We start from the raw sequence: 19,086 nt of genomic DNA on the forward strand, positions 1-19,086 counted from the left end.
CAGAAAGTGTTTTTGGATCAGCAGGTTGCCGATTTAATAGGCAAAGTGGTTGTTAAAGGTCAATTTGCGGCACGTCGTTATTGCTATCCCTCGTTGAATGTTTAAAATCAGTAATAAGGCTCCATGCCGCTAACGCCAATAATAACGAATAACGGGAACCGGACATTGCATGAGTAAAGTTCTGATCATCAGCGAGCAGCAAACTCGCGCACAGAATCTGACCACCGTGCTGGCGTTCCTCGGTGAACATACCGAACAGATTGGCTTTTCTTCGGCGATCAATACCCTCAAAAATCACCCCGAATATACCGCCATCTTGGTGGATGCGGAGAACGCCGATTTACTCGGCGACCTTGCCCAGCAGTGTCCGGCACACCCTTTCATTGCCATTGGTGGCTACCAGGGCGGCCGTATCAGTAACGTGGTGGGTGTGATTGAAGAGCCTGTGACCTATCCGGTCCTCACACAAATGCTGCATCGCTGCCAGGAGTACCTCAGTCAGCGTCCGGCCCGCCAGACCTCGGCGGTTAACAAAACCCGGTTATTCCGCAGCCTGGTGGGCAAAAGCGAGCAAATTCAACATGTGCGCCACCTTATCGAGCAGGTCGCGCCCACAGAAGCCAACGTGCTGGTACTCGGAGAGTCGGGTACCGGTAAAGAAGTCGTCGCGCGCAATGTTCACTTCTTGTCGGCACGCAAAGACGGACCGTTTATTCCGGTCAACTGCGGCGCCATTCCTGGGGAGCTGCTGGAAAGTGAGCTGTTCGGTCATGAGAAGGGCGCCTTTACCGGAGCCATCAACGCCCGTAAGGGGCGCTTTGAGCTGGCCGAAGGTGGCACGCTGTTTCTTGACGAAATCGGCGATATGCCGCTGCAGATGCAGGTCAAGTTGCTGCGGGTGTTGCAGGAACGCACCTATGAGCGGGTTGGCGGCACCAAACCGATCAAATGCGATGTACGGGTGATCGCTGCCACGCACCGGGATCTGGAAACCATGATCAGCGACGGCAAGTTCCGCGAAGATCTGTACTATCGCCTGAACGTATTTCCGATTGAATCTCCGGCGCTCAAGGAACGCAAAGACGATATTCCGTTGTTATTACAGGAGCTGGTGTCCCGTCTTGAGACGGAGTCCAAGCAGACGATAAAGTTCACCGAACACGCGATGGCGTCACTGATGGAGCATCACTGGCCGGGTAATGTGCGGGAACTGTCCAATCTGGTGGAACGGTTATTGATCCTGTACCCCAACAAAGTGGTGGATGTGAAGGATTTACCGGCCAAATACCAGCATGTGGATGCTGACGACTACACCCCGGACTACCCCGAAGAGCTGCTCGAGCGTGAAGCCCTCAATGCACTTTTTGCTGACACCGGGGATGACGATGAATTCATTGATGACGATGAGCATCACGACGGGGTAGCGTCCGTGGAGAGTGCTGCCTTGTCTTCCTTGCCACCGGATGGGATCAATCTGAAAGAGTACCTGTCCGAGCTGGAAATCAGTCTGATTTCCCAGGCGCTGGAGCAACAGGAATGGGTTGTTGCCCGTGCAGCTGAATCCCTCGGGATGCGCCGTACGACCCTGGTCGAAAAAATGCGTAAATACGATATCAATAAAGCTGAATAGCCCCTCAGTGACGGCTTTTTGTCACTTTAAAACTCACCTAACTTGCTGAAAAACATAAGATAATGTGGTTGGCACATGATGTGCATATGCCGTGTATAGATCCCAGTGTCCAAGATTTGACGAGAGGTAGACATGGCATTTGGCAATACGGCAACCGAGTATTACGGCGCTGAAGGCGTTGGTCAGGTCCATGCTGTTTCCCGCTCACCCGGCAGTGATGACCGTTCTCAAACCGAAGTAGAGCGCCTGAAGTGTCAGGCCACACGCTTGCAACATGTGTTGCAGGTGATGCCGTCTGGTGTGGTCATCATCGATGGCAAGGGAATTGTTCGACAAGCCAACCCCATGGCCCGCCAGCTACTGGGCGAACCACTGGAAGGGATGCGCTGGCGAGAGGTGATCCCACGTTCGTTCCAGCCTCAGAAAGATGATGGCCATGAAGTGTCACTGGCCAACGGGCGTAAAGTGAAACTGTCTATTACGCCGTTGGTGGACGAACCCGGTCAACTGATCGTGTTGACGGATTTGACCGAAACCCGTGAATTGCAACAACGTATCAGCCACATGCAGCGCCTGTCGGCGCTGGGAAAAACCGTTGCATCGATGGTTCACCAAATCCGCACGCCTTTGTCAGCAGCCATCCTGTATGCCGCCAATCTTGCCGGTAAGGGGCTGGCTTCTGATGCACGCAGTACCTTTGTCGGCAAGTTGCAGGCCCGTCTTGGCGAGCTGGAGTCCCAGGTCAATGATATGTTGTTGTTTGCCAAAAGCGGCGAGCAGCAGGTGCTGCATGAGGTCGCATTGCAGCCTTTGTTGGACGATGTCAGAAATGGCTGTGAAGCGATGTTATTGCAACTGGAGGGTGAGCTGGTGACACAGACCTTACCTCCCCATCTGGCCATTCAGGGCAACCAGCCGGCCCTCAAAGGTGCACTGCAAAATCTGGTACACAATGCGTTGCAGGAATGCGGTAAAGGCGCGCGTATCCGTATCGATGCCCAGGTGACTGACAGTGGCGATACCGTCTGCATTCGGGTCAGTGACAACGGTCAGGGCATTCCAGCCGACCACATTGAACACATTTTTGAACCGTTTTATACCACCAAGAGCCAGGGCACGGGGCTAGGCCTTGCTGTGGTTGCAGCGGTGGCAAAATCACACGGTGGTTTTATTCGCGCCGACAACCTTGCCCAAGGTGGTGCGTGCTTTTCGCTTTTCATTCCCCTTTGCCCTCGTCAAGGGGCAGTGGATCCCTCGGTATCTGTGGAGGAAGACTCATGAGCCAAACCAGTATATTGATCGTTGAAGATGACGCCGGATTACGGGAAGCGTTGGTCGACACCCTGAGTCTGGCAGACTATCGCGTGCTTGAAGCCGATTGCGCCGAGCAGGCCATGATCATGTTATCCAATCACCCCGTTCATCTGGTGGTCAGCGATATTCAGATGGGGGAAATGTCAGGTTTGGCGTTGCTGCGCAGCATTAAACAAAAATACCCGAACATGCCGACTTTGTTGATGACGGCGTACGCAACCATTGACGATGCCGTGCAAGCGATGCGCGATGGCGCCACCGATTATCTGTCCAAGCCATTCAGTCCGCAGGTGTTGCTGAATCTGGTTGAGCGTTATGCGCCAGCCAAACAAGTGGAGTCCCGTCAGCCGATTGTCGGTGACCCAGCCAGCCAGGAACTGCTGTCATTAAGTCAGCGTGTGGCCAAAGCCGATGCCACCGTGATGGTGTTGGGTCCAAGCGGTTCCGGTAAGGAAGTGCTGGCACGTTACATTCACGATCAGTCAGCACGTCGTGACAAACCTTTTGTGGCCATCAATTGCGCCGCGATCCCGGAAAACATGCTTGAAGCAACCTTGTTTGGCTATGAGAAAGGGGCCTTCACCGGTGCCTTACAGGCCTGTCCGGGCAAATTTGAACAAGCCCAGGGCGGCTCTATCCTGCTGGATGAAATCACTGAAATGGATCTCGCCCTGCAAGCCAAGCTGCTGCGTGTACTGCAGGAGCGGGAAGTGGAACGACTCGGCAGCCGCAAAACCATTGAACTGGACGTGCGGGTGATTGCCACCAGTAACCGGGATCTGAAGCAGGCCGTGGCTGACGGTGATTTCCGTGAAGATTTGTATTATCGCCTAAACGTGTTCCCATTGGTGTGGATGCCGCTGGCCAAACGCCCGGGTGATATTGTGCCGTTGGCTGAGCACCTGATTGAGCGTCACAGCCGAGAAGGACAGGCAATTCCTAAACTGACCGCAGCGGCGCGCAGCAAACTGATGCAGCACAGCTGGCCGGGCAATGTGCGGGAGCTGGAAAACGTCATTCAGCGGGCGTTGATCCTGTCATCAGGTGACAGTATCGATGCAGTTGATTTGATGTTGGAAGCCATCACCGGCGCTGAAGAATCCATCGTGGCAGACCCTGTGACTCAGGACAGCAGCAAGCTGGGCAGCGAACTGCGTCAGCAGGAACACCAAATCATATTGGACACCCTGCAATCCTGCCACGGCCGCCGCAAAGAAGTCGCTGAGCGTTTGGGGATCAGTCCCCGCACCCTGCGCTACAAGCTGGCTAAAATGCGTGAAAAAGGCATCGATGTGCCCGCATAGACTCTTCTAGCAACGTGTCGCCGCTTGCGTTGACACCCTGAGCCGCCTTGTGGCGGCTCTTTTTTTGTCAAAATTCTGACAATGAATTCCTCGTAACCTACTGAAATATAAAGAATATAAGTTGGCATCAAGGTTGCTTTAGTACTCACATGACAATCCTGTGACGTGAGTATGACGCATGGACATTAAAGCCCAATCCCTGTTCAGTGAAATGCAGGCCATGGCCAGCCAGGCCCGCGCCGAGATGACCCCCATTGGTAACCCGATGGCAAACAATCTCGATAAAGCCATGGACGTGAATCCGTCGTCCAGCAACTTTGCGGATATGCTGGGCAAGGCCATCAATACCGTCAACAGCATGCAGCTGGACTCAAAAGAGAAGCAAATGGCCTTTGAAATGGGTGACAAAAGCCTGAGTCTCGCCGACGTGATGGTGGCGAAAGAAAAATCCGGTATCGCGTTTGAGGCAACTGTACAGGTACGCAACAAAGTACTGGAAGCCTACAAACAAATCATGAACATGCCGGTCTAACGAGTAAGAGAGGTAGCAGGTGGCTGAAGCAACAGGTACAGATCTGGCCGTTGCCGGCGGTGGCGATTACACCGCAGACGTTGAGCCGGAACAAAAATCAGGCTTTATGGATGCCCTGGGCAGCGCCGATGTGATGCGTCAAATCACCTTGGTTGTTGCGCTGGTTATCTGTATTGCCATCGCCATTTTCATCGTTATCTGGGCGCAGGAACCTGACTACCGCCCATTGGCGCAGCTGGAAACCGAAGAGTTGATCCCTGCGCTTGATTATCTCGATCAGAATTTTCCCGATTATCGTCTGGAAGGCAAAACGGTGCTGGTGCGCGAAAGCGATTATCAGCAAGTGAAGCTGGGTATGACCCGTGCCGGGCTGTCCGGTTTGGCCCAGGGGGGCAATGAGGGCACCGACATCATCATGCAGGACATGGGTTTTGGTGTCAGCCAACGGGTCGAGAAAGAACGTCTTAAGCATGCCCGTGAACAGCAACTGGCCCGCACTATCGAAGACATTGACGGCGTCAGCCGAGCTAAAGTGTTGCTTGCGCTGCCGAAAGAAAACGTGTTCGCCCGTCGGGAGAAGAAAGCCAGCGCTACCGTGGTTGTCACCACCGGGCGCAGTGGCAGCCTGTCCGGTGAAGAAGTGGACGCGATTGTGGATATCGTCGCTTCGGCTGTACAGGGTATGGAGCCTGAGCGGGTCACGGTGACGGACAACAATGGACGGTTGCTGAACTCCGGTTCGCAGAGCTCCATGTCGGCCCGTGCACGCAAAGAATACGAAATCGAGAAAAAGCGCGAGCAGGAATACCTCGAAAAAATCGATTCCATTCTGATCCCCGTGTTGGGGCTGGGCAATTACACCGCGCAAGCGGATGTGACCATGGATTTTACCTCGGTCGAGCAAACCCAGCGTCGCTACAATCCTGATCTGCCGGCAGTGCGCAGTGAAATGCTGGTGGAAGAAAACAGCGTGGGTGGCGTTATCGCAGGGATCCCCGGGGCGCTTACCAACCAGCCGCCGCTGGAGTCCAATATTCCTGAACAGGCAACCGGTGCCAATGCACAGCGCAGTGTACCCGGGCGCAACGTCAAAGAAGAAACCCGTAACTATGAACTGGACACCACCATCAGTCACACCAAGCAACAGACCGGTGTTATCCGTCGTTTGAGTGTTTCGGTGGCGGTTGATTATGTCAACAGTACCGCCGAAGACGGCACTGTGACCAGCGAACCTAGAGCCCAGGCAGAGTTGCTCAACATCCGTCGTTTATTGCAAGGGGGGATCGGTTTTGACGTTTCCCGCGGTGATTCGTTGGAGGTGGTGAGTATTCCGTTCAGTCGTGAAGACGTCATTGATGCGGTAGAGTTACCCATTTATGAACAGGCCTGGTTCTGGCGACTGACCAAGTTTGTCGCCGGCGCGCTGGTGATCATTGTATTGATCCTTGCGGTCGTTCGCCCAATGTTGAAACGTTTGATCTATCCTGAAGATACCACCGATAAAAGTGAATTTGATGTTGATGACTCGCTGGATCTGGGTGATGAAACCATCAGCATGCTGACCCAGGAGTTTGATGAAGGACAGGTTGGTTTTGCTTCTGACGGCTCGTTGATGCTGCCGGATCTGCATAAAGATGAAGATGTCCTCAAAGCCGTTCGTGCACTGGTCGCTAATGAGCCTGAGCTGTCCGCTCAGGTTGTCAAAGGCTGGTTACTGCAGGACGAGTAGGAGCGTAGGTAATGGCTGAAGAAATGATGGAAATGCAACAAATGACCTACGACGTCAGCAAACTGGAAGGCGTCGATAAGGCGGCTATCCTGTTGCTGAGCTTGTCAGAAGAAGACGCGGCGCAAATCCTCAAACACCTGGAACCCAAACAGGTGCAGAAGCTGGGCCAGGCCATGGCGCAGATTGACGATATGACCCAACCCAAGATAACTGCGGTGCATAAGCATTTCATCGAGGAAATCCAGAATTACAGTACCATTGGCTTCCAAAGCCAGGATTTCGTCAAGCGTGCACTGACCGCGGCACTGGGGGAAGACAAAGCGGCCAACCTGATCGATCAGATCCTGATGGGAACCGGTGCCAAAGGTCTCGACTCTCTGAAGTGGATGGACTCCAAGCAGGTGGCCAGCATTATTCGCAACGAGCACCCGCAGATCCAGACCATCGTGTTGTCGTATCTGGAAGCGGAGCAGTCCGCCGAAATTTTGTCGCAGTTCCCGGAGAAGGTGCGCCTGGATTTGATGATGCGTGTCGCCAACCTCGAAGAAGTGCAACCGGCAGCCTTGCAGGAATTAAACGAAATCATGGAAAAACAATTTGCAGGTCAGGCGGGAACCCAGGCAGCGAAAATGGGCGGCCTGAAGTCTGCTGCCGACATCATGAACTACCTGGATACCAATATCGAAGGTCAGTTGATGGACGCTATCCGCGAGCAGGACGAAGAGATGAGCCAGCAGATCCAGGATCTGATGTTCGTATTCGACAACCTGGCGGACGTGGACGACCGGGCCATTCAGTCGATTCTGCGCGAAGTGCAACAAGACTCGCTGCTTAAAGCCATTAAAGGCGCCGATGAAGAGCTGCGCGCGAAGATCACCAACAATATGTCCAAACGGGCGGCAGAAATGTTACTCGACGATCTGGAAGCCCTTGGTCCTGTGCGTATCAGTGAAGTTGAAACGGCGCAGAAAGAAATTCTGTCTGTGGCACGACGCCTGGCTGATGCCGGTGAAATCATGCTTGGCGGCGGTGGCGGCGAAGAATTCCTGTAAGGGGTTAGGTTGTGCATAAACCGATTTATTCTGATCCGGATGAGCAAGACATCAAAAGCTGGGACTTGCCGTTCGTCGAAGATGATATGCCGCCTCCAGCGGAGCAAACCAATGCGTTGAATCGGCGCAGTGATTGGAAATACGAGCCGCCTGAGTCGGCTGATGAAGACATCGCGCCGCCCACGGCGGAGGAAATTGAAGCCATTCGCCAGCAAGCCTACGAGGAAGGATTTGCCGAAGGCAAAGCAGAAGGACTGGAAAAAGGCCTGGCAGAAGGGCAGGAAAAAGGTTACGAGGAGGGTTTTGCCAAAGGGCAACAGGCGGGCCATGAAGCCGGTTTTGAGCAAGGTAAAACCGAAGGCGATGCCTTGGTTGAGCGTTGGCAGTCGCTCATGGAAACCCTGCATGATCCGGTCGCCAAGGTGGAGCGTAGCGTTGAAAGTGAGTTGGTGCGACTGGCCGTTTCTCTTGCCAGAGCCGTGATCCGCAGCGAAGTAAAAACCAATCAGGATTTGATATTCCAGGCCCTCAGCGAAGGGCTGAAAGTATTGCCTATTCAGGAGCAACAGTACCAGATCCACCTGCATCCCGATGATTTGGCGCTGGTGCGCCAGCATTTCAGTGAAGAAGACATCGAAAACCACCACTGGGTATTGATTGAAAGCCCCAATATGACCCCGGGCGGCTGTGATATTTCCACCTCCAACAATGCCGTCGACGTCAGTGTTGAGCGACGTTGTCGCGATGTACTGGACAAGTTCCTGCTGGAACAGGGGCTGGGACGGGGTGATGATGACTGAGTCCGCCCTCAACCAACGTTTGCTCAAACGGTTCGAAAAACTGCAACAACAGGTGCCACAGCCCCCCAGTGTGGCAGCCGGTAAGCTGGTACGGGGTATCGGCCTGACGCTGGAAGCGGTGGGATGCCAGATGCCTGTGGGCTCTCAGTGCCTGGTGCAAACCATCGATGGTGAGATTGAAGCCGAGGTAGTGGGGTTTGCTGAAAACATTACCTACCTGATGCCGACCGAGGCGGTCAAGGGCATTGTGCCGGGAAGCCGCGTGCAGCCGCTGGCACGGGAGCAAGGCTTGCCGGTCGGCATGGATTTGCTCGGTCGGGTAGTTGATGGCAATGGCCAGCCGTTGGATGGCCTGGGTCCTATCGCCGCTGAGCGGCGTGTGCCGCTGACCCGTCCGCCGATGAACCCACTGACCCGCCGCCCGATCAGTCAACCCCTTGATGTTGGCGTGCGCGCCATCAATGCCATGATCACCGTAGGCTCTGGGCAGCGCATGGGGCTGTTTGCCGGTTCCGGTGTGGGTAAAAGCGTGTTGCTGGGCATGATGACCCGCGGTACGACCGCAGACGTGGTGGTCGTGGGGCTGGTCGGAGAACGGGGCCGAGAAGTCAAAGAATTCATTCAGGACATCCTGAGTGAAGAAGAGCGTCAGAAAGCCGTCGTGGTTGCCGCACCGGCAGATACCTCGCCTTTGATGCGACTCAAAGGGTGTGAAACCGCGGTCAGTATCGCCGAGTATTTTCGCGATCAGGGCATGAATGTGCTGCTGCTGATTGATTCGCTGACCCGTTATGCCATGGCACAGCGTGAAATTGCACTGGCAGTCGGTGAACCGCCTGCCACCAAAGGTTATCCACCCTCAGTGTTTGCCCGTTTGCCGGCATTGGTCGAGCGGGCCGGTAACGGCGGGGAGCATCAGGGCAGTATCACAGCATTTTATACCGTATTGACGGAAGGGGATGACTTACAGGACCCCATTGCCGATGCGGCAAGGGCCATTCTTGATGGTCACATTGTTTTGTCCCGTAGCCTGGCAGACTCAGGACATTATCCGGCCATTGATGTTGAAGCGTCGATCAGCCGGGTGATGCCGCAGGTGGTCAGCGACGAGCATTTGCTGGCCAGTCGACGAATACGCCAAGTGTACTCGACCTATCAGCAGAATCGCGACTTGATCAGTATCGGTGCCTATAACCGTGGTACGGATCCGCGCATTGACCTGGCCATCAATGCTGAGCCGGCCATCAATGCCTTCTTACAACAGGGGATGACCCAGGTACTGCCTTACGACGAGAGTTTGGAAGGCATGGCGAAACTGGCTCAAGGGCTAGGTAAAGGGTAACGGGAGTCGAACAAAATGCGCGGTCATCAACAACTACAAAAGGTTGCTCGCTGGGAGCGGGATAAAGAGGACGCCTGTGCGCGTCAATTTCAGTTGGCCCAGCAGCAGGTGCAAAACGAAAAGCTAAAACTGCAACACCTTGAGCAATACAAGCGAGAGTACCTCAATCAACACCATCTGCGTGGCAGTGCGGGGGTTGAGGCCAAACATTTTAGCCAGTTTCATTCGTTTATTGCCAAACTCGATAAGGCCTGCGAGCAGCAGTTGCAAATTCAGAATCAGGCCGTGTTGGTGGCAGAGCAGCGTAAACAGCAATGGCTGGCCCAACAGCGTAAGCGCAAAGCGGTGGAAATGCTGTTGCAGAAAAAAGCCGATGCGGAGCAACTGCTTGAAAACAAAAGGGAACAAGCAATGCTGGACGAAATTGCATTGCAAAAATTTGTGCGTGGTTAACACAGTTGGAATGACACTTGCTGTGTTGAGGGACAAACACCCCTTTTTGGCCTGAAACGGGCGCTGGAACGAGGTTACGATGCAACAAATTGCCACCCGAACGTCACAAGTTGCCGCTTTGCCGGTTAGCACCGATACCCTGAATACCACGGGTAGTTCGGCCTCTCGCGAGTATGAGCAGCAAAGTAGCGAGCATTTCCGTGAAATGCTGGACATGCAACGCAACCGCGACCGCTCGCCGGGCAACCCTGTTGAGCCCCGGCCGCAGCGCCCTGAACGTTCTGCCGCCAGTGAGAGCCCCGCTCCAGACAAACAGGATGCGGTGCAGTCCTCTGAACGTGACCATACGCAGAAAAATCATAGCGATGAGAAGCCCGTCGAAGCACAACAGACGGATAACGCCACCCAGGCACCGGCGCCAAAAAGCAATGCTGATAAAGCCGAACAAGACGCCTCGGTGACGCCGGAAGAGACCAGCACTGAGACCGATCCCTCTCTGGTAGCAGAAACAAACGGCAATGACGAAGCGTTACTGAATGAAGCGTCCGCCGTTGTCTCCGAAGAAGCACAACCTGACGTCGAGTTGGGCGTTACTGTGGATTGGTTAACCTTGCTGGCGCAAATCAACGGTAACATTGACAAAGAACAATCTGCGCCGCAAGTACAACCCGATGCGGTTGAAATGACATTGCCAGAGTTGGAAGGCGCCATTTCCGAACAACTCAACAGCCTGATACAGCAACTGGATAGTGGCGAAACCCTGACCCCTGAGGCGCAGGCGGAACTGGCCGGCTTGATGGCACAATGGGCTAAACAGTGGCTCAGCCAAGCGGACAATGCTTCGGGGCAGGACGTACAGACTGAACTGACAGACGATTTGAACGGGATGTTGCGTGAGGCACTCAGCGCCCTTGACTTGTCTGCCGATGTCGAGCAGGCGTCACCCCTTGGCGCGATGCTGAAAGATTTGCTCGCTCAAACGGCACTGGATGGTGAGCAAAATACCGACCAGCAACAACTGGGCTTGTTTAACGCCAAGCCTGCTGAAGTATCGGTCAAGACTAACCAGAGCGACCCTGATGGTTTGCTGAAAACACTGGCACAGTTACCGAAAGAAACCCGTGACAACCTGATCACACAAGTCACCGCGATGCTGGAAAAGGGTGATACCACCAAGGTCAGCGATGAAACAGCGAAAGGACTGGCCAATGTGGTCGGGCAAATGAACGAACAGCAGCAAAAACAGTTTCTGGCCTCATTGAGCGCAGGACTGGATGAAATCAGTGCCCAGCGCAAGCAGGGCCATGAGCCGGGTATTGATCTGCAGGCATTGATTGGCGCCAGTCTGGCCAAAGCCGGCGTCGAAGGTGAGTTGGCGATTCAGCAGCAGGCCAAGGCAGTCGAAGCCCTGACCCAGGTACTTGAGCGCGCTCAGCATGCCCAACATGCGATGACACAAGGGATGGAACATGCCCTTAACGTGGTACGCCAGGAGCGTCACGCGCCGGTGTCAGCGATGGATGCACAAATGAGCGCGAGTGTAGATGCGCAGCGTCAGCAGGCGTTTGACAAAGCGGTCGCTCTGCACAAGCCCGAAGGGGCCCAACAGATGGCCGACAAGGTGCGCTGGATGGTGAATGCGCAGAACATGCAAGCGGATATTCGCCTGGACCCACCAGAGCTGGGCAGCATGAAGGTGCGTATCAATGTGAGCGGTGAATCGGCCACGGTGAATTTTGTGGTGCAGTCTCAGCAAGCCCGAGAGGTGCTGGAACAGGCAACACCGCGGCTGAAAGAATTGCTTGAAGAGCAAGGTATCCAATTAGGCCAGTCGTCGGTTGAACAAGAACAACAGGGCAATGAAGCCAATGAAGGACAGATGGCCGGTGGCGATGGATTGGGGCAGGGGGATGACGGCCTGGAAGAGGGCGCGGGTATGCGTGAACAATCCATTCCCCGGGTTCACAATGGCCTGATCGATTATTTTGTTTAGCGATTTAGACCACGCAATCCTTGGCGATTGGTCCTGACTTGAGGATAATGACGGTCTACAACGTTCTGACACGAGACAGTTATGGCTGAAGAAGAATTACAAATGGAAGAAGGTGGCGGCAAAAGCAAGAAGATGATGATCATCATCATTGTTGCTGTTGTGCTGGTCGCCGGTGGTGCTGCGGCGTTTTTCATGCTCGGTGGTGAAGAGCCGATGGCGGTTGATGCCAGCGACGGTGCCATGGCCCCCCTGGAAGATGGTGCTGCGCCAGCCGCCAGTAATGCCAAGGTGGGCACAGCCCTGTATGTGGCGATGCCCCGTCCTTTTGTGTTTAACGTGCCGGGTAGCGGCAGAGACCGGTTGGTGCAAATCAAGGTTCAGTTAATGGTCCGTGGTTCCGATAACGAAGAATCAGCCAAGATGCACATTCCAATGATTGAAGGCACCTTGTTACGGGTGTTCAGTGGTGCGAATGCCGATGATCTTGTCACCGAAGCGGGCAAAACCGCGTTGCGTGACCAATCGGTACGTGAAGTACAAAAGGCGATGCAGGAAATAGTGGGTAAGCAGGTGGTTGAGCAAGTGCTGTTTACCGGTTTTGTGATGCAATAAGCGAGAAGAACATTGAGCGATTTACTGTCCCAAGACGAAATTGACGCGCTGTTACACGGCGTCGATGAAGTCGAAGAAGAAGAAGTCGATTCCAGCGACGGCGATAGCAGCGCCCTGGAATACGACTTCTCATCGCAGGATCGTATTGTCCGGGGTCGCATGCCGACGCTGGAAATCGTCAATGAGCGTTTTGCCCGCCACATGCGGATCAGCCTGTTCAATATGATGCGTCGCTCGGCCGAGGTGTCGATCAACGGCATTCAGATGATCAAGTTCGGTGAGTACATTCACACCCTGTTTGTACCGACCAGCCTGAACATGGTGCGATTCCGTCCGCTGAAAGGGACTGGACTCATCACCATGGAAGCGCGACTGGTGTTTATCCTGGTGGATAACTTCTTCGGTGGTGACGGGCGTTACCACGCCAAGATTGAAGGCCGGGAGTTTACCCCGACCGAGCGCCGCATCATTCAGATGTTGCTGAAACTGATTTTCGAAGATTACAAAGAAGCCTGGGCACCGGTCATGGATGTGTCCTTCGAATATCTGGACTCGGAAGTCAACCCGGCCATGGCCAATATCGTCAGTCCCACGGAAGTAGTCGTGATCAGCTCGTTTCACATTGAGCTCGATGGCGGCGGTGGTGATTTCCACGTATCTCTGCCGTATTCGATGCTGGAGCCGATCCGTGAATTGCTGGATGCCGGTGTACAAAGTGACAAAGAAGACACCGATCTGCGTTGGTCTAAGGCCCTGCGTGATGAAATCATGGATGTGAATGTCAGCCTGACCACCCACATGATGGACATTGAATTGTCACTGTCCGAAATCATGGAGCTTAAAGCCGGTGATATTATTCCGATTGAAATGCCGGAACACATTACCGTACTGATTGAAGAATTACCCACGTTCCGCGCTAAGCTGGGGCGTTCGCGAGACAATGTGGCGTTGAAGATCACTGATAAGATCCCACGCCCGACTTCGGTGAAATCCGAATTACAGTTGTTAACCAAAGGCGGCCGCAGAATTGACAGTGACGCCGAACTGCAGGTCCTCGAGGAAGATCTTGATGACCTGTAAACTGACACGAGGTATCCATCATGAGTGATGAAGACGGAATGGACGATTGGGCCGCAGCGATGGCCGAACAGGCTGACGCTGAGGCTGGCGAAGACGAAGGTGGTGATAAGCCCGATCTTGGCGCCAATGAAATGGACGTCGAAGTGGCTGAGCTGGATGAGCTACAGGAAGACAAGCCCATCACCGCTGAAGAAAAGCGCAAACTTGACACGATTCTGGACATCCCCGTTACCATCTCCATGGAGGTCGGGCGTAGCCAGATCAGTATCCGAAACCTGCTGCAATTAAACCAGGGCTCCGTGGTGGAACTCGACCGGGTTGCCGGTGAACCACTGGATGTTCTGATTAATGGCACGTTGATTGCTCATGGTGAAGTAGTAGTGGTCAACGACAAGTTTGGTATTCGGTTAACCGATGTTATTAGTCAAATCGAAAGAATTAAAAAGCTCAGATAAAAATACTTCATTTAAAACATGGGGTTACGTTGCATTTGTAACCCCATTCCTTACCTCCCAAACAGCCTTTGCCGAGACAGATTCGCTGTCTAATCCGGCCTCAGTAGTGTCAATTTTCCTGTCTTTATTGCTGGTGATCGGCGTGGTTTTCATGCTGGCGTACCTTGCGCGTCGGTTTAATGTCACTCCCGGTCAGGGTGGACAGATGAAAGTGGTCGCCTCGATGATGGCTGGCACCAAGGAGCGTGTGATGGTGTTGCAGGTAGGCGATGAGCAGCACCTGATAGGCGTTACCGCACACAACATTAACCATCTTGCCAAACTTGAGACACCGCTGGCTGCAGCAACGCCTGCCGCCAGTGGCGCCCAGTTCAAAGACAAGCTGACCCAGGCATTGGCCTCAAAGATGAATCCTAATCTCACTAACGGCAAGGAGAAGCAATGATGCGTAGCGTAGGACAGTGGGGAATGTGGTTGTGCATGGCCGTCATTTTATTGACTGCCGCTGATGTCCACGCCGCACCGGGATTGCAAGCGGTCACTGTTACCACCAACCCGGATGGGTCGCAGGACTACACCATGACCTTGCAGGTGCTGGCGATCATGACAGCGCTGAGTTTGCTGCCAGCGTTCATCATGATGATGACCTCGTTCACCCGGATCATCATTGTCTTGTCGATATTGCGTCAGGCCATAGGTTTGCAGCAATCTCCCTCCAACCAGATCCTGATTGGTGTGGCGCTGTTTTTGTCCATGTTCATCATGGCGCCGGTGTTTGAAGAAATTAACGAGAAGGCCCTGCAACCCTACCTGAATGAAGAAATGACCTCGTTGGAAGCGTTTGAGCAAGCCAAACAGCCGATGCGGGCGTTTATGCTGTCCCAGACCCGGGTCAAAGATCTGGAAACCTTCGTGGAACTGGGCGATTACCAGGGCCAGTTTGATGGCCCGGAAGACGTGCCGATGAATGTGCTGATCCCGGCGTTTGTAACCAGTGAACTGAAAACCGCGTTTCAGATCGGTTTCATGCTGTTTATCCCGTTTCTGATCCTCGATTTGGTGGTGGCATCGATACTGATGGCCATGGGTATGATGATGCTGTCGCCGATGATCGTATCACTGCCGTTCAAGCTGATGCTGTTTGTGTTGGTGGATGGCTGGAACCTGATCTTCGGCACACTGGCAACCAGCTTTGGTATGGGGTAGGAGGTCCGTATGAGCCCGGAAGTCTTTGTAGAAATCCTCAAAGAAGCACTGCAAATGGTAATTTTGCTGGTTTCGGCGATCATTTTACCCAGTTTGTTTGTTGGCCTTATCGTGGCCGTGTTTCAGGCGGCGACCTCCATCAACGAGCAAACCATGAGTTTTTTACCCCGTCTTATCGTGACCCTGCTGGCCCTGAGCTGGGGTGGTCATTGGTTGGTACAGCAAATCATGGATTTCACCTTTACCATGGTCGAGCGGATCCCTGAAGTGGTGGGTTAGACCGGATCATGGAATTCGCTGCCTCCACTATCACCCAGTACCTGGCTGACTTGTTACTGCCGTTTATGCGCATTTCCGGCATGTTTGCGGCCATGGTCGGGATCAGCGCAAAAACCGTTCCCACCAAAGTGCGTGCACTTCTGACCTTGTTCCTGACTGTATTGATCATGCCGGTGGTGCCGCCGGTGCCGCTTACCGAGGTGTTTAGTCTGGCGTCGTTTGTGATGGTGATACAGCAACTGATCATCGGTCTGGCGATTGGTTTTATCTCCACCATGGTATTGAATACCTTCGTACTGGCGGGGCAGGTGGTGGCGATGCAGACCGGTCTGGGCTTTGCTTCCATTGTGGATCCGGTCAACGGTATCAACGTACCGGCGGTGGGTCAGTTCTACCTGATCCTGGCGACCTTACTGTTCTGGGCTGTGGATGGACATCTGGCGATGATCCGTATGATTGTCATGAGCTTTGATGCGTTTCCGGTCGGCGCGCCGTGGTGGCAAGGGGAGCAGTTTCAGGCCGTGGCCCACTGGGGCGGATGGATGTTCGTCGCAGCGGTGACCTTGTCTCTCGCGCCGATTGTTTCACTGCTGATCGTCAACCTGGCGTTCGGGGTAATGACCAAAGCAGCACCGCAGTTGAACATTTTCAGTATTGGTTTCTCGATTGCACAAATCATGGGCCTGGTGATCATCTGGATCACCATGGATAACTTCACTCACCATTTCGAGTTGCAGTGGCAACGGGCGTCGCAGTTTATGTGCGAGCTGTTGTACATTTGCCCGCCGTAAGGACGTTGAATGGCAGCGGATACCCACGAAAAAACAGAAGAACCCACGGCGAAACGGTTACAACAGGCCCGCGACAAAGGCCAGATTGCCCGTTCCCGTGAACTGTCGACCACACTGGTGCTGGTGTTCAGTGCCGTGGCGTTTTTGTTGTTTGGCGGGTATATCGCGGAGTCACTGTTCACGGTGATGCAGCGGGCGTTCGCTTTGTCGCGGGATGAAACCTATGACTTTACCCACATGTTTCAGGCCATGGGTTTTGCCATTTCTGAGGTGAGTCTGCCATTGCTGGGCTATCTGATGTTAACCCTGATCGGCGGTGTTTACGGCAGTATCGCGTTGGGAGGCTACAACTTTACCTGGAAAAGTGCCGAGCCAAAATTCAGCAAAATGAATCCCATCAATGGCTTCAAGCGCATGTTCGGGGTCAACGGACTGGTGGAACTGCTCAAAGCGATTGGCAAATTTGTGGTGGTGGCATTTGCTGCCTATATCTCTTTGATTTGGTTTAAAGACGAAGCCCTGCATCTCGACATGGAGTTGTATCCGCGCAATATTTTTCATGCTCTGGATTTGATTGCCTGGGCGTTTCTGATCCTGTGCCTGGCACTGATCCCCATCGCGGCCATCGATGTGCCATATCAAAGCTGGAAGCACAATGAAGAAATGAAAATGACCAAGCAGGAGGTCAAAGACGAGCGCAAGAATGCTGAAGGTGATCCGCAGGTAAAAAGCCGTATTCGCCGTTTGCAATACCAGGCCGCGGCCCGGCGTATGATGCAGGAAGTGCCCAAAGCGGACGTGGTGGTCACTAACCCGACCCACTTCTCGGTAGCGATAAAGTATGATGAAAAAGGTAATCGTGCGCCGGTTGTGATTGCCAAAGGGGGCGATGAGCTGGCCATGCATATCCGTAAAATTGCCGCCGCTCACGGCGTGCCGCTGGTGGCGTCACCGATGCTGGCCAGGGCAATCTTCCACACCACCGAGCCTGACGAGGAAATCCCGGAAAAGCTGTTTATGGCAGTGGCGCAGGTGCTGGCCTATGTGTACCAGCTCAAAGCCTTCAAAGCGGGCAAGGGCAAGCGCCCTGTGCCACTCAAAAAAGACCTGCCGATCCCGCCAGAGATGCGCTACTGATCAGTTATCAGGCGGAAAATACCAATTGGCGTTTCACCCGGTTGGCAATGTCCGCCAACTGCTGGCTTTGCTCTGCAACAATGAACAGACTGGCTTTGCCAAGCTGAATACCCTGACCGTGTAACTGCTGGTCGGCAAATGAGGCGACAAACCGGCGGGTATCTTCATTGGGGACCACAAACACCGTGACCATGCCGTGTTCACCTTCCATCACAATGTGATAGCTGCGAATACCATCAAAGTTGCAATAGTTTGCGGTATATACGTGGCCGATGTTACCCACCAACTGGGCGCCGAGCTCGCTTAAATCTTCATTCATGTCACTCAGACTGGCCTGATAGCCAGTGCGGGGGGCGTAGCTGTCCCATTCGTGGTGAACGTGTGCCAGGGCATGTTGGCCTAAATCCACCGCCTGGGTTGAGGATTGCCACAGCGTGAAGCCAACACCGGCGACGATGGCCACGGATGCGGCAAGATTGAGGTACCAGCGGTTACGTCGTTGTTGATGGGCGTGGCGGTCCATTGATTGGCGCAGCAGCAGGCGCTCAGCCAATCCGTCAGGCACCGAGACAGTCGCTGCCCGTTGCAGTTTGGCCTCCATCGCTTTGATGTCATCCCAAAACGCTTGTTTTGCGGGATCGGCTGCCGCGGCGGCGATCAGTTCCGGCGACTTGCTGTTGGGGTCAGCGTAGACCGCGCGTCGAAATTGCAAATCATCCATTGTAAACACCTCTATGGTTGTCTGCAGCATCAAGGGCATCTTTGAGCTGGTTGCGGGCACGGAACAGCCTTGTCATCACCGTGTTCTTGTTCAAATTCAATTGTTCGGCGATTTCATCGCCACTGTAACCAAACACAATCTGCAGCATCAGCGGCTCGCGGTATTCGTCACTCAGGTCGGCCATCAGCCGTCGCAGTTCGCGGTGTTCCAGCTCGGTTTCATTGCTTGGGCCAGAGTCACTGAGCGCGACATCGTCCATGTCCACCAAATCAAATTGTTTGCGCTCGAAGCGGCGTGCATTTTCACGGCGCAGGATGGTGATCAGCCAGGATTTAGCCGCTTTTTCGTCTTTCAACGAATCCAGGGATTTCCAGGCCCGTAAAAAGGTTTCCTGCACAATGTCCTCGGCCACGGCGCGGTCTTTTACCAGCCAGTAGGCGTAGCGGAACAGGTCACCGTGCAGTGCCTTCACCAGTGCTTCGTATCGTCGTTGTTTGGTCATCATGCTGTCATTGACCGACGATGTGTCGCTTTGCTTTCGTAAAAACATACAAAATCTGCAATTAGACGTGATTCTGTCTGATAGTAAAACAGAAAGGGACGGGGTTGCGAAGGCTTTATGTTGGCTGAACAAAAAAACGCGGGCAATGCCCGCG

General features: G+C 53.9%; 20 protein-coding genes. 18 read left to right on the top strand and 2 right to left on the bottom strand.

What is annotated here, in order from left to right; translation table 11 throughout:
- Nucleotides 1-169: 169 nt before the first annotated feature.
- The 18 genes from LJ739_RS02640 (at nt 170) to flhB (ending at nt 17,709) form a co-directional block, all read left to right on the top strand.
- Complete coding sequence (locus LJ739_RS02640; RefSeq protein ID WP_229157052.1) at nt 170-1,630, top strand: sigma-54 dependent transcriptional regulator; 1,461 nt, start codon at nt 170-172, stop codon at nt 1,628-1,630.
- Between the two features lie 132 nt (nt 1,631-1,762).
- Entirely contained in the window at nt 1,763-2,911 is a 1,149-nt protein-coding gene (locus tag LJ739_RS02645; RefSeq protein ID WP_229157053.1) for a sensor histidine kinase, read from the top strand.
- A complete protein-coding gene (locus LJ739_RS02650) occupies nt 2,908-4,248 on the top strand; it encodes a sigma-54-dependent transcriptional regulator (RefSeq protein WP_229157054.1) in 1,341 nt (446 codons plus the stop codon). Before LJ739_RS02645 ends, LJ739_RS02650 begins: the two co-directional genes overlap by 4 nt.
- Before the next feature lie 178 nt (nt 4,249-4,426).
- A complete protein-coding gene (gene fliE, locus LJ739_RS02655) occupies nt 4,427-4,780 on the top strand; it encodes a flagellar hook-basal body complex protein FliE (RefSeq protein WP_229157055.1) in 354 nt (117 codons plus the stop codon).
- Nucleotides 4,781-4,799: 19 nt separating this feature from the next.
- Nucleotides 4,800-6,509, top strand: a complete 1,710-nt coding sequence (gene fliF / locus LJ739_RS02660) for a flagellar basal-body MS-ring/collar protein FliF (RefSeq protein WP_229157056.1) — start codon at nt 4,800-4,802, stop codon at nt 6,507-6,509.
- Nucleotides 6,510-6,520: 11 nt separating this feature from the next.
- On the top strand, nt 6,521-7,561 hold the full coding sequence (gene fliG, locus LJ739_RS02665; protein WP_229157057.1) for a flagellar motor switch protein FliG: 1,041 nt from the start codon (nt 6,521-6,523) through the stop codon (nt 7,559-7,561).
- Nucleotides 7,562-7,572: 11 nt separating this feature from the next.
- Complete coding sequence (fliH, locus tag LJ739_RS02670; protein WP_229157058.1) at nt 7,573-8,361, top strand: flagellar assembly protein FliH; 789 nt, start codon at nt 7,573-7,575, stop codon at nt 8,359-8,361.
- The gene (fliI, locus tag LJ739_RS02675; protein ID WP_229159381.1) at nt 8,354-9,703 is read left to right on the top strand and encodes a flagellar protein export ATPase FliI; all 1,350 of its coding nucleotides are present in this window, start codon (nt 8,354-8,356) and stop codon (nt 9,701-9,703) included. The genes fliH and fliI overlap by 8 nt, the downstream gene beginning before the upstream one ends.
- A gap of 15 nt (nt 9,704-9,718) precedes the next feature.
- The gene (gene fliJ / locus LJ739_RS02680; RefSeq protein ID WP_229157059.1) at nt 9,719-10,156 is read left to right on the top strand and encodes a flagellar export protein FliJ; all 438 of its coding nucleotides are present in this window, start codon (nt 9,719-9,721) and stop codon (nt 10,154-10,156) included.
- A 79-nt stretch (nt 10,157-10,235) separates the two neighbouring features.
- Nucleotides 10,236-12,149, top strand: a complete 1,914-nt coding sequence (locus LJ739_RS02685; RefSeq protein WP_229157060.1) for a flagellar hook-length control protein FliK — start codon at nt 10,236-10,238, stop codon at nt 12,147-12,149.
- A gap of 81 nt (nt 12,150-12,230) precedes the next feature.
- The gene (gene fliL / locus LJ739_RS02690) at nt 12,231-12,761 is read left to right on the top strand and encodes a flagellar basal body-associated protein FliL (RefSeq protein WP_229157061.1); all 531 of its coding nucleotides are present in this window, start codon (nt 12,231-12,233) and stop codon (nt 12,759-12,761) included.
- A 12-nt stretch (nt 12,762-12,773) separates the two neighbouring features.
- The gene (fliM, locus tag LJ739_RS02695; protein ID WP_229157062.1) at nt 12,774-13,841 is read left to right on the top strand and encodes a flagellar motor switch protein FliM; all 1,068 of its coding nucleotides are present in this window, start codon (nt 12,774-12,776) and stop codon (nt 13,839-13,841) included.
- A gap of 20 nt (nt 13,842-13,861) precedes the next feature.
- Complete coding sequence (fliN, locus tag LJ739_RS02700; RefSeq protein WP_229157063.1) at nt 13,862-14,296, top strand: flagellar motor switch protein FliN; 435 nt, start codon at nt 13,862-13,864, stop codon at nt 14,294-14,296.
- Nucleotides 14,256-14,741 carry a flagellar biosynthetic protein FliO gene (fliO, locus tag LJ739_RS02705; protein ID WP_229157064.1) on the top strand — a complete coding sequence of 162 codons (486 nt, stop codon included), beginning with the start codon at nt 14,256-14,258 and terminating at the stop codon, nt 14,739-14,741. The genes fliN and fliO overlap by 41 nt, the downstream gene beginning before the upstream one ends.
- Nucleotides 14,742-14,776: 35 nt before the next feature.
- A complete protein-coding gene (gene fliP, locus LJ739_RS02710) occupies nt 14,777-15,502 on the top strand; it encodes a flagellar type III secretion system pore protein FliP (protein WP_407646757.1) in 726 nt (241 codons plus the stop codon).
- A 9-nt stretch (nt 15,503-15,511) separates the two neighbouring features.
- The gene (gene fliQ, locus LJ739_RS02715) at nt 15,512-15,781 is read left to right on the top strand and encodes a flagellar biosynthesis protein FliQ (protein WP_229157065.1); all 270 of its coding nucleotides are present in this window, start codon (nt 15,512-15,514) and stop codon (nt 15,779-15,781) included.
- A gap of 8 nt (nt 15,782-15,789) precedes the next feature.
- On the top strand, nt 15,790-16,572 hold the full coding sequence (fliR, locus tag LJ739_RS02720) for a flagellar biosynthetic protein FliR (protein WP_229157066.1): 783 nt from the start codon (nt 15,790-15,792) through the stop codon (nt 16,570-16,572).
- A 9-nt stretch (nt 16,573-16,581) separates the two neighbouring features.
- A complete protein-coding gene (gene flhB, locus LJ739_RS02725; protein ID WP_229157067.1) occupies nt 16,582-17,709 on the top strand; it encodes a flagellar biosynthesis protein FlhB in 1,128 nt (375 codons plus the stop codon).
- 7 nt (nt 17,710-17,716) lie between these two features.
- Here the strand turns inward: flhB and LJ739_RS02730 are convergent, their stop codons facing one another.
- Together LJ739_RS02730 and LJ739_RS02735 are read right to left on the bottom strand one after the other, a co-directional pair.
- On the bottom strand, nt 17,717-18,430 hold the full coding sequence (locus LJ739_RS02730; protein ID WP_229157068.1) for a DUF3379 family protein: 714 nt from the start codon (nt 18,428-18,430) through the stop codon (nt 17,717-17,719).
- The gene (locus LJ739_RS02735) at nt 18,423-18,980 is read right to left on the bottom strand and encodes a sigma-70 family RNA polymerase sigma factor (protein WP_229157069.1); all 558 of its coding nucleotides are present in this window, start codon (nt 18,978-18,980) and stop codon (nt 18,423-18,425) included. Before LJ739_RS02735 ends, LJ739_RS02730 begins: the two co-directional genes overlap by 8 nt.
- Nucleotides 18,981-19,086 lie beyond the last annotated feature (106 nt).

Source organism: Fluctibacter halophilus (genome assembly GCF_020687825.1).
Lineage (GTDB): Bacteria > Pseudomonadota > Gammaproteobacteria > Enterobacterales > Alteromonadaceae > Fluctibacter > Fluctibacter halophilus.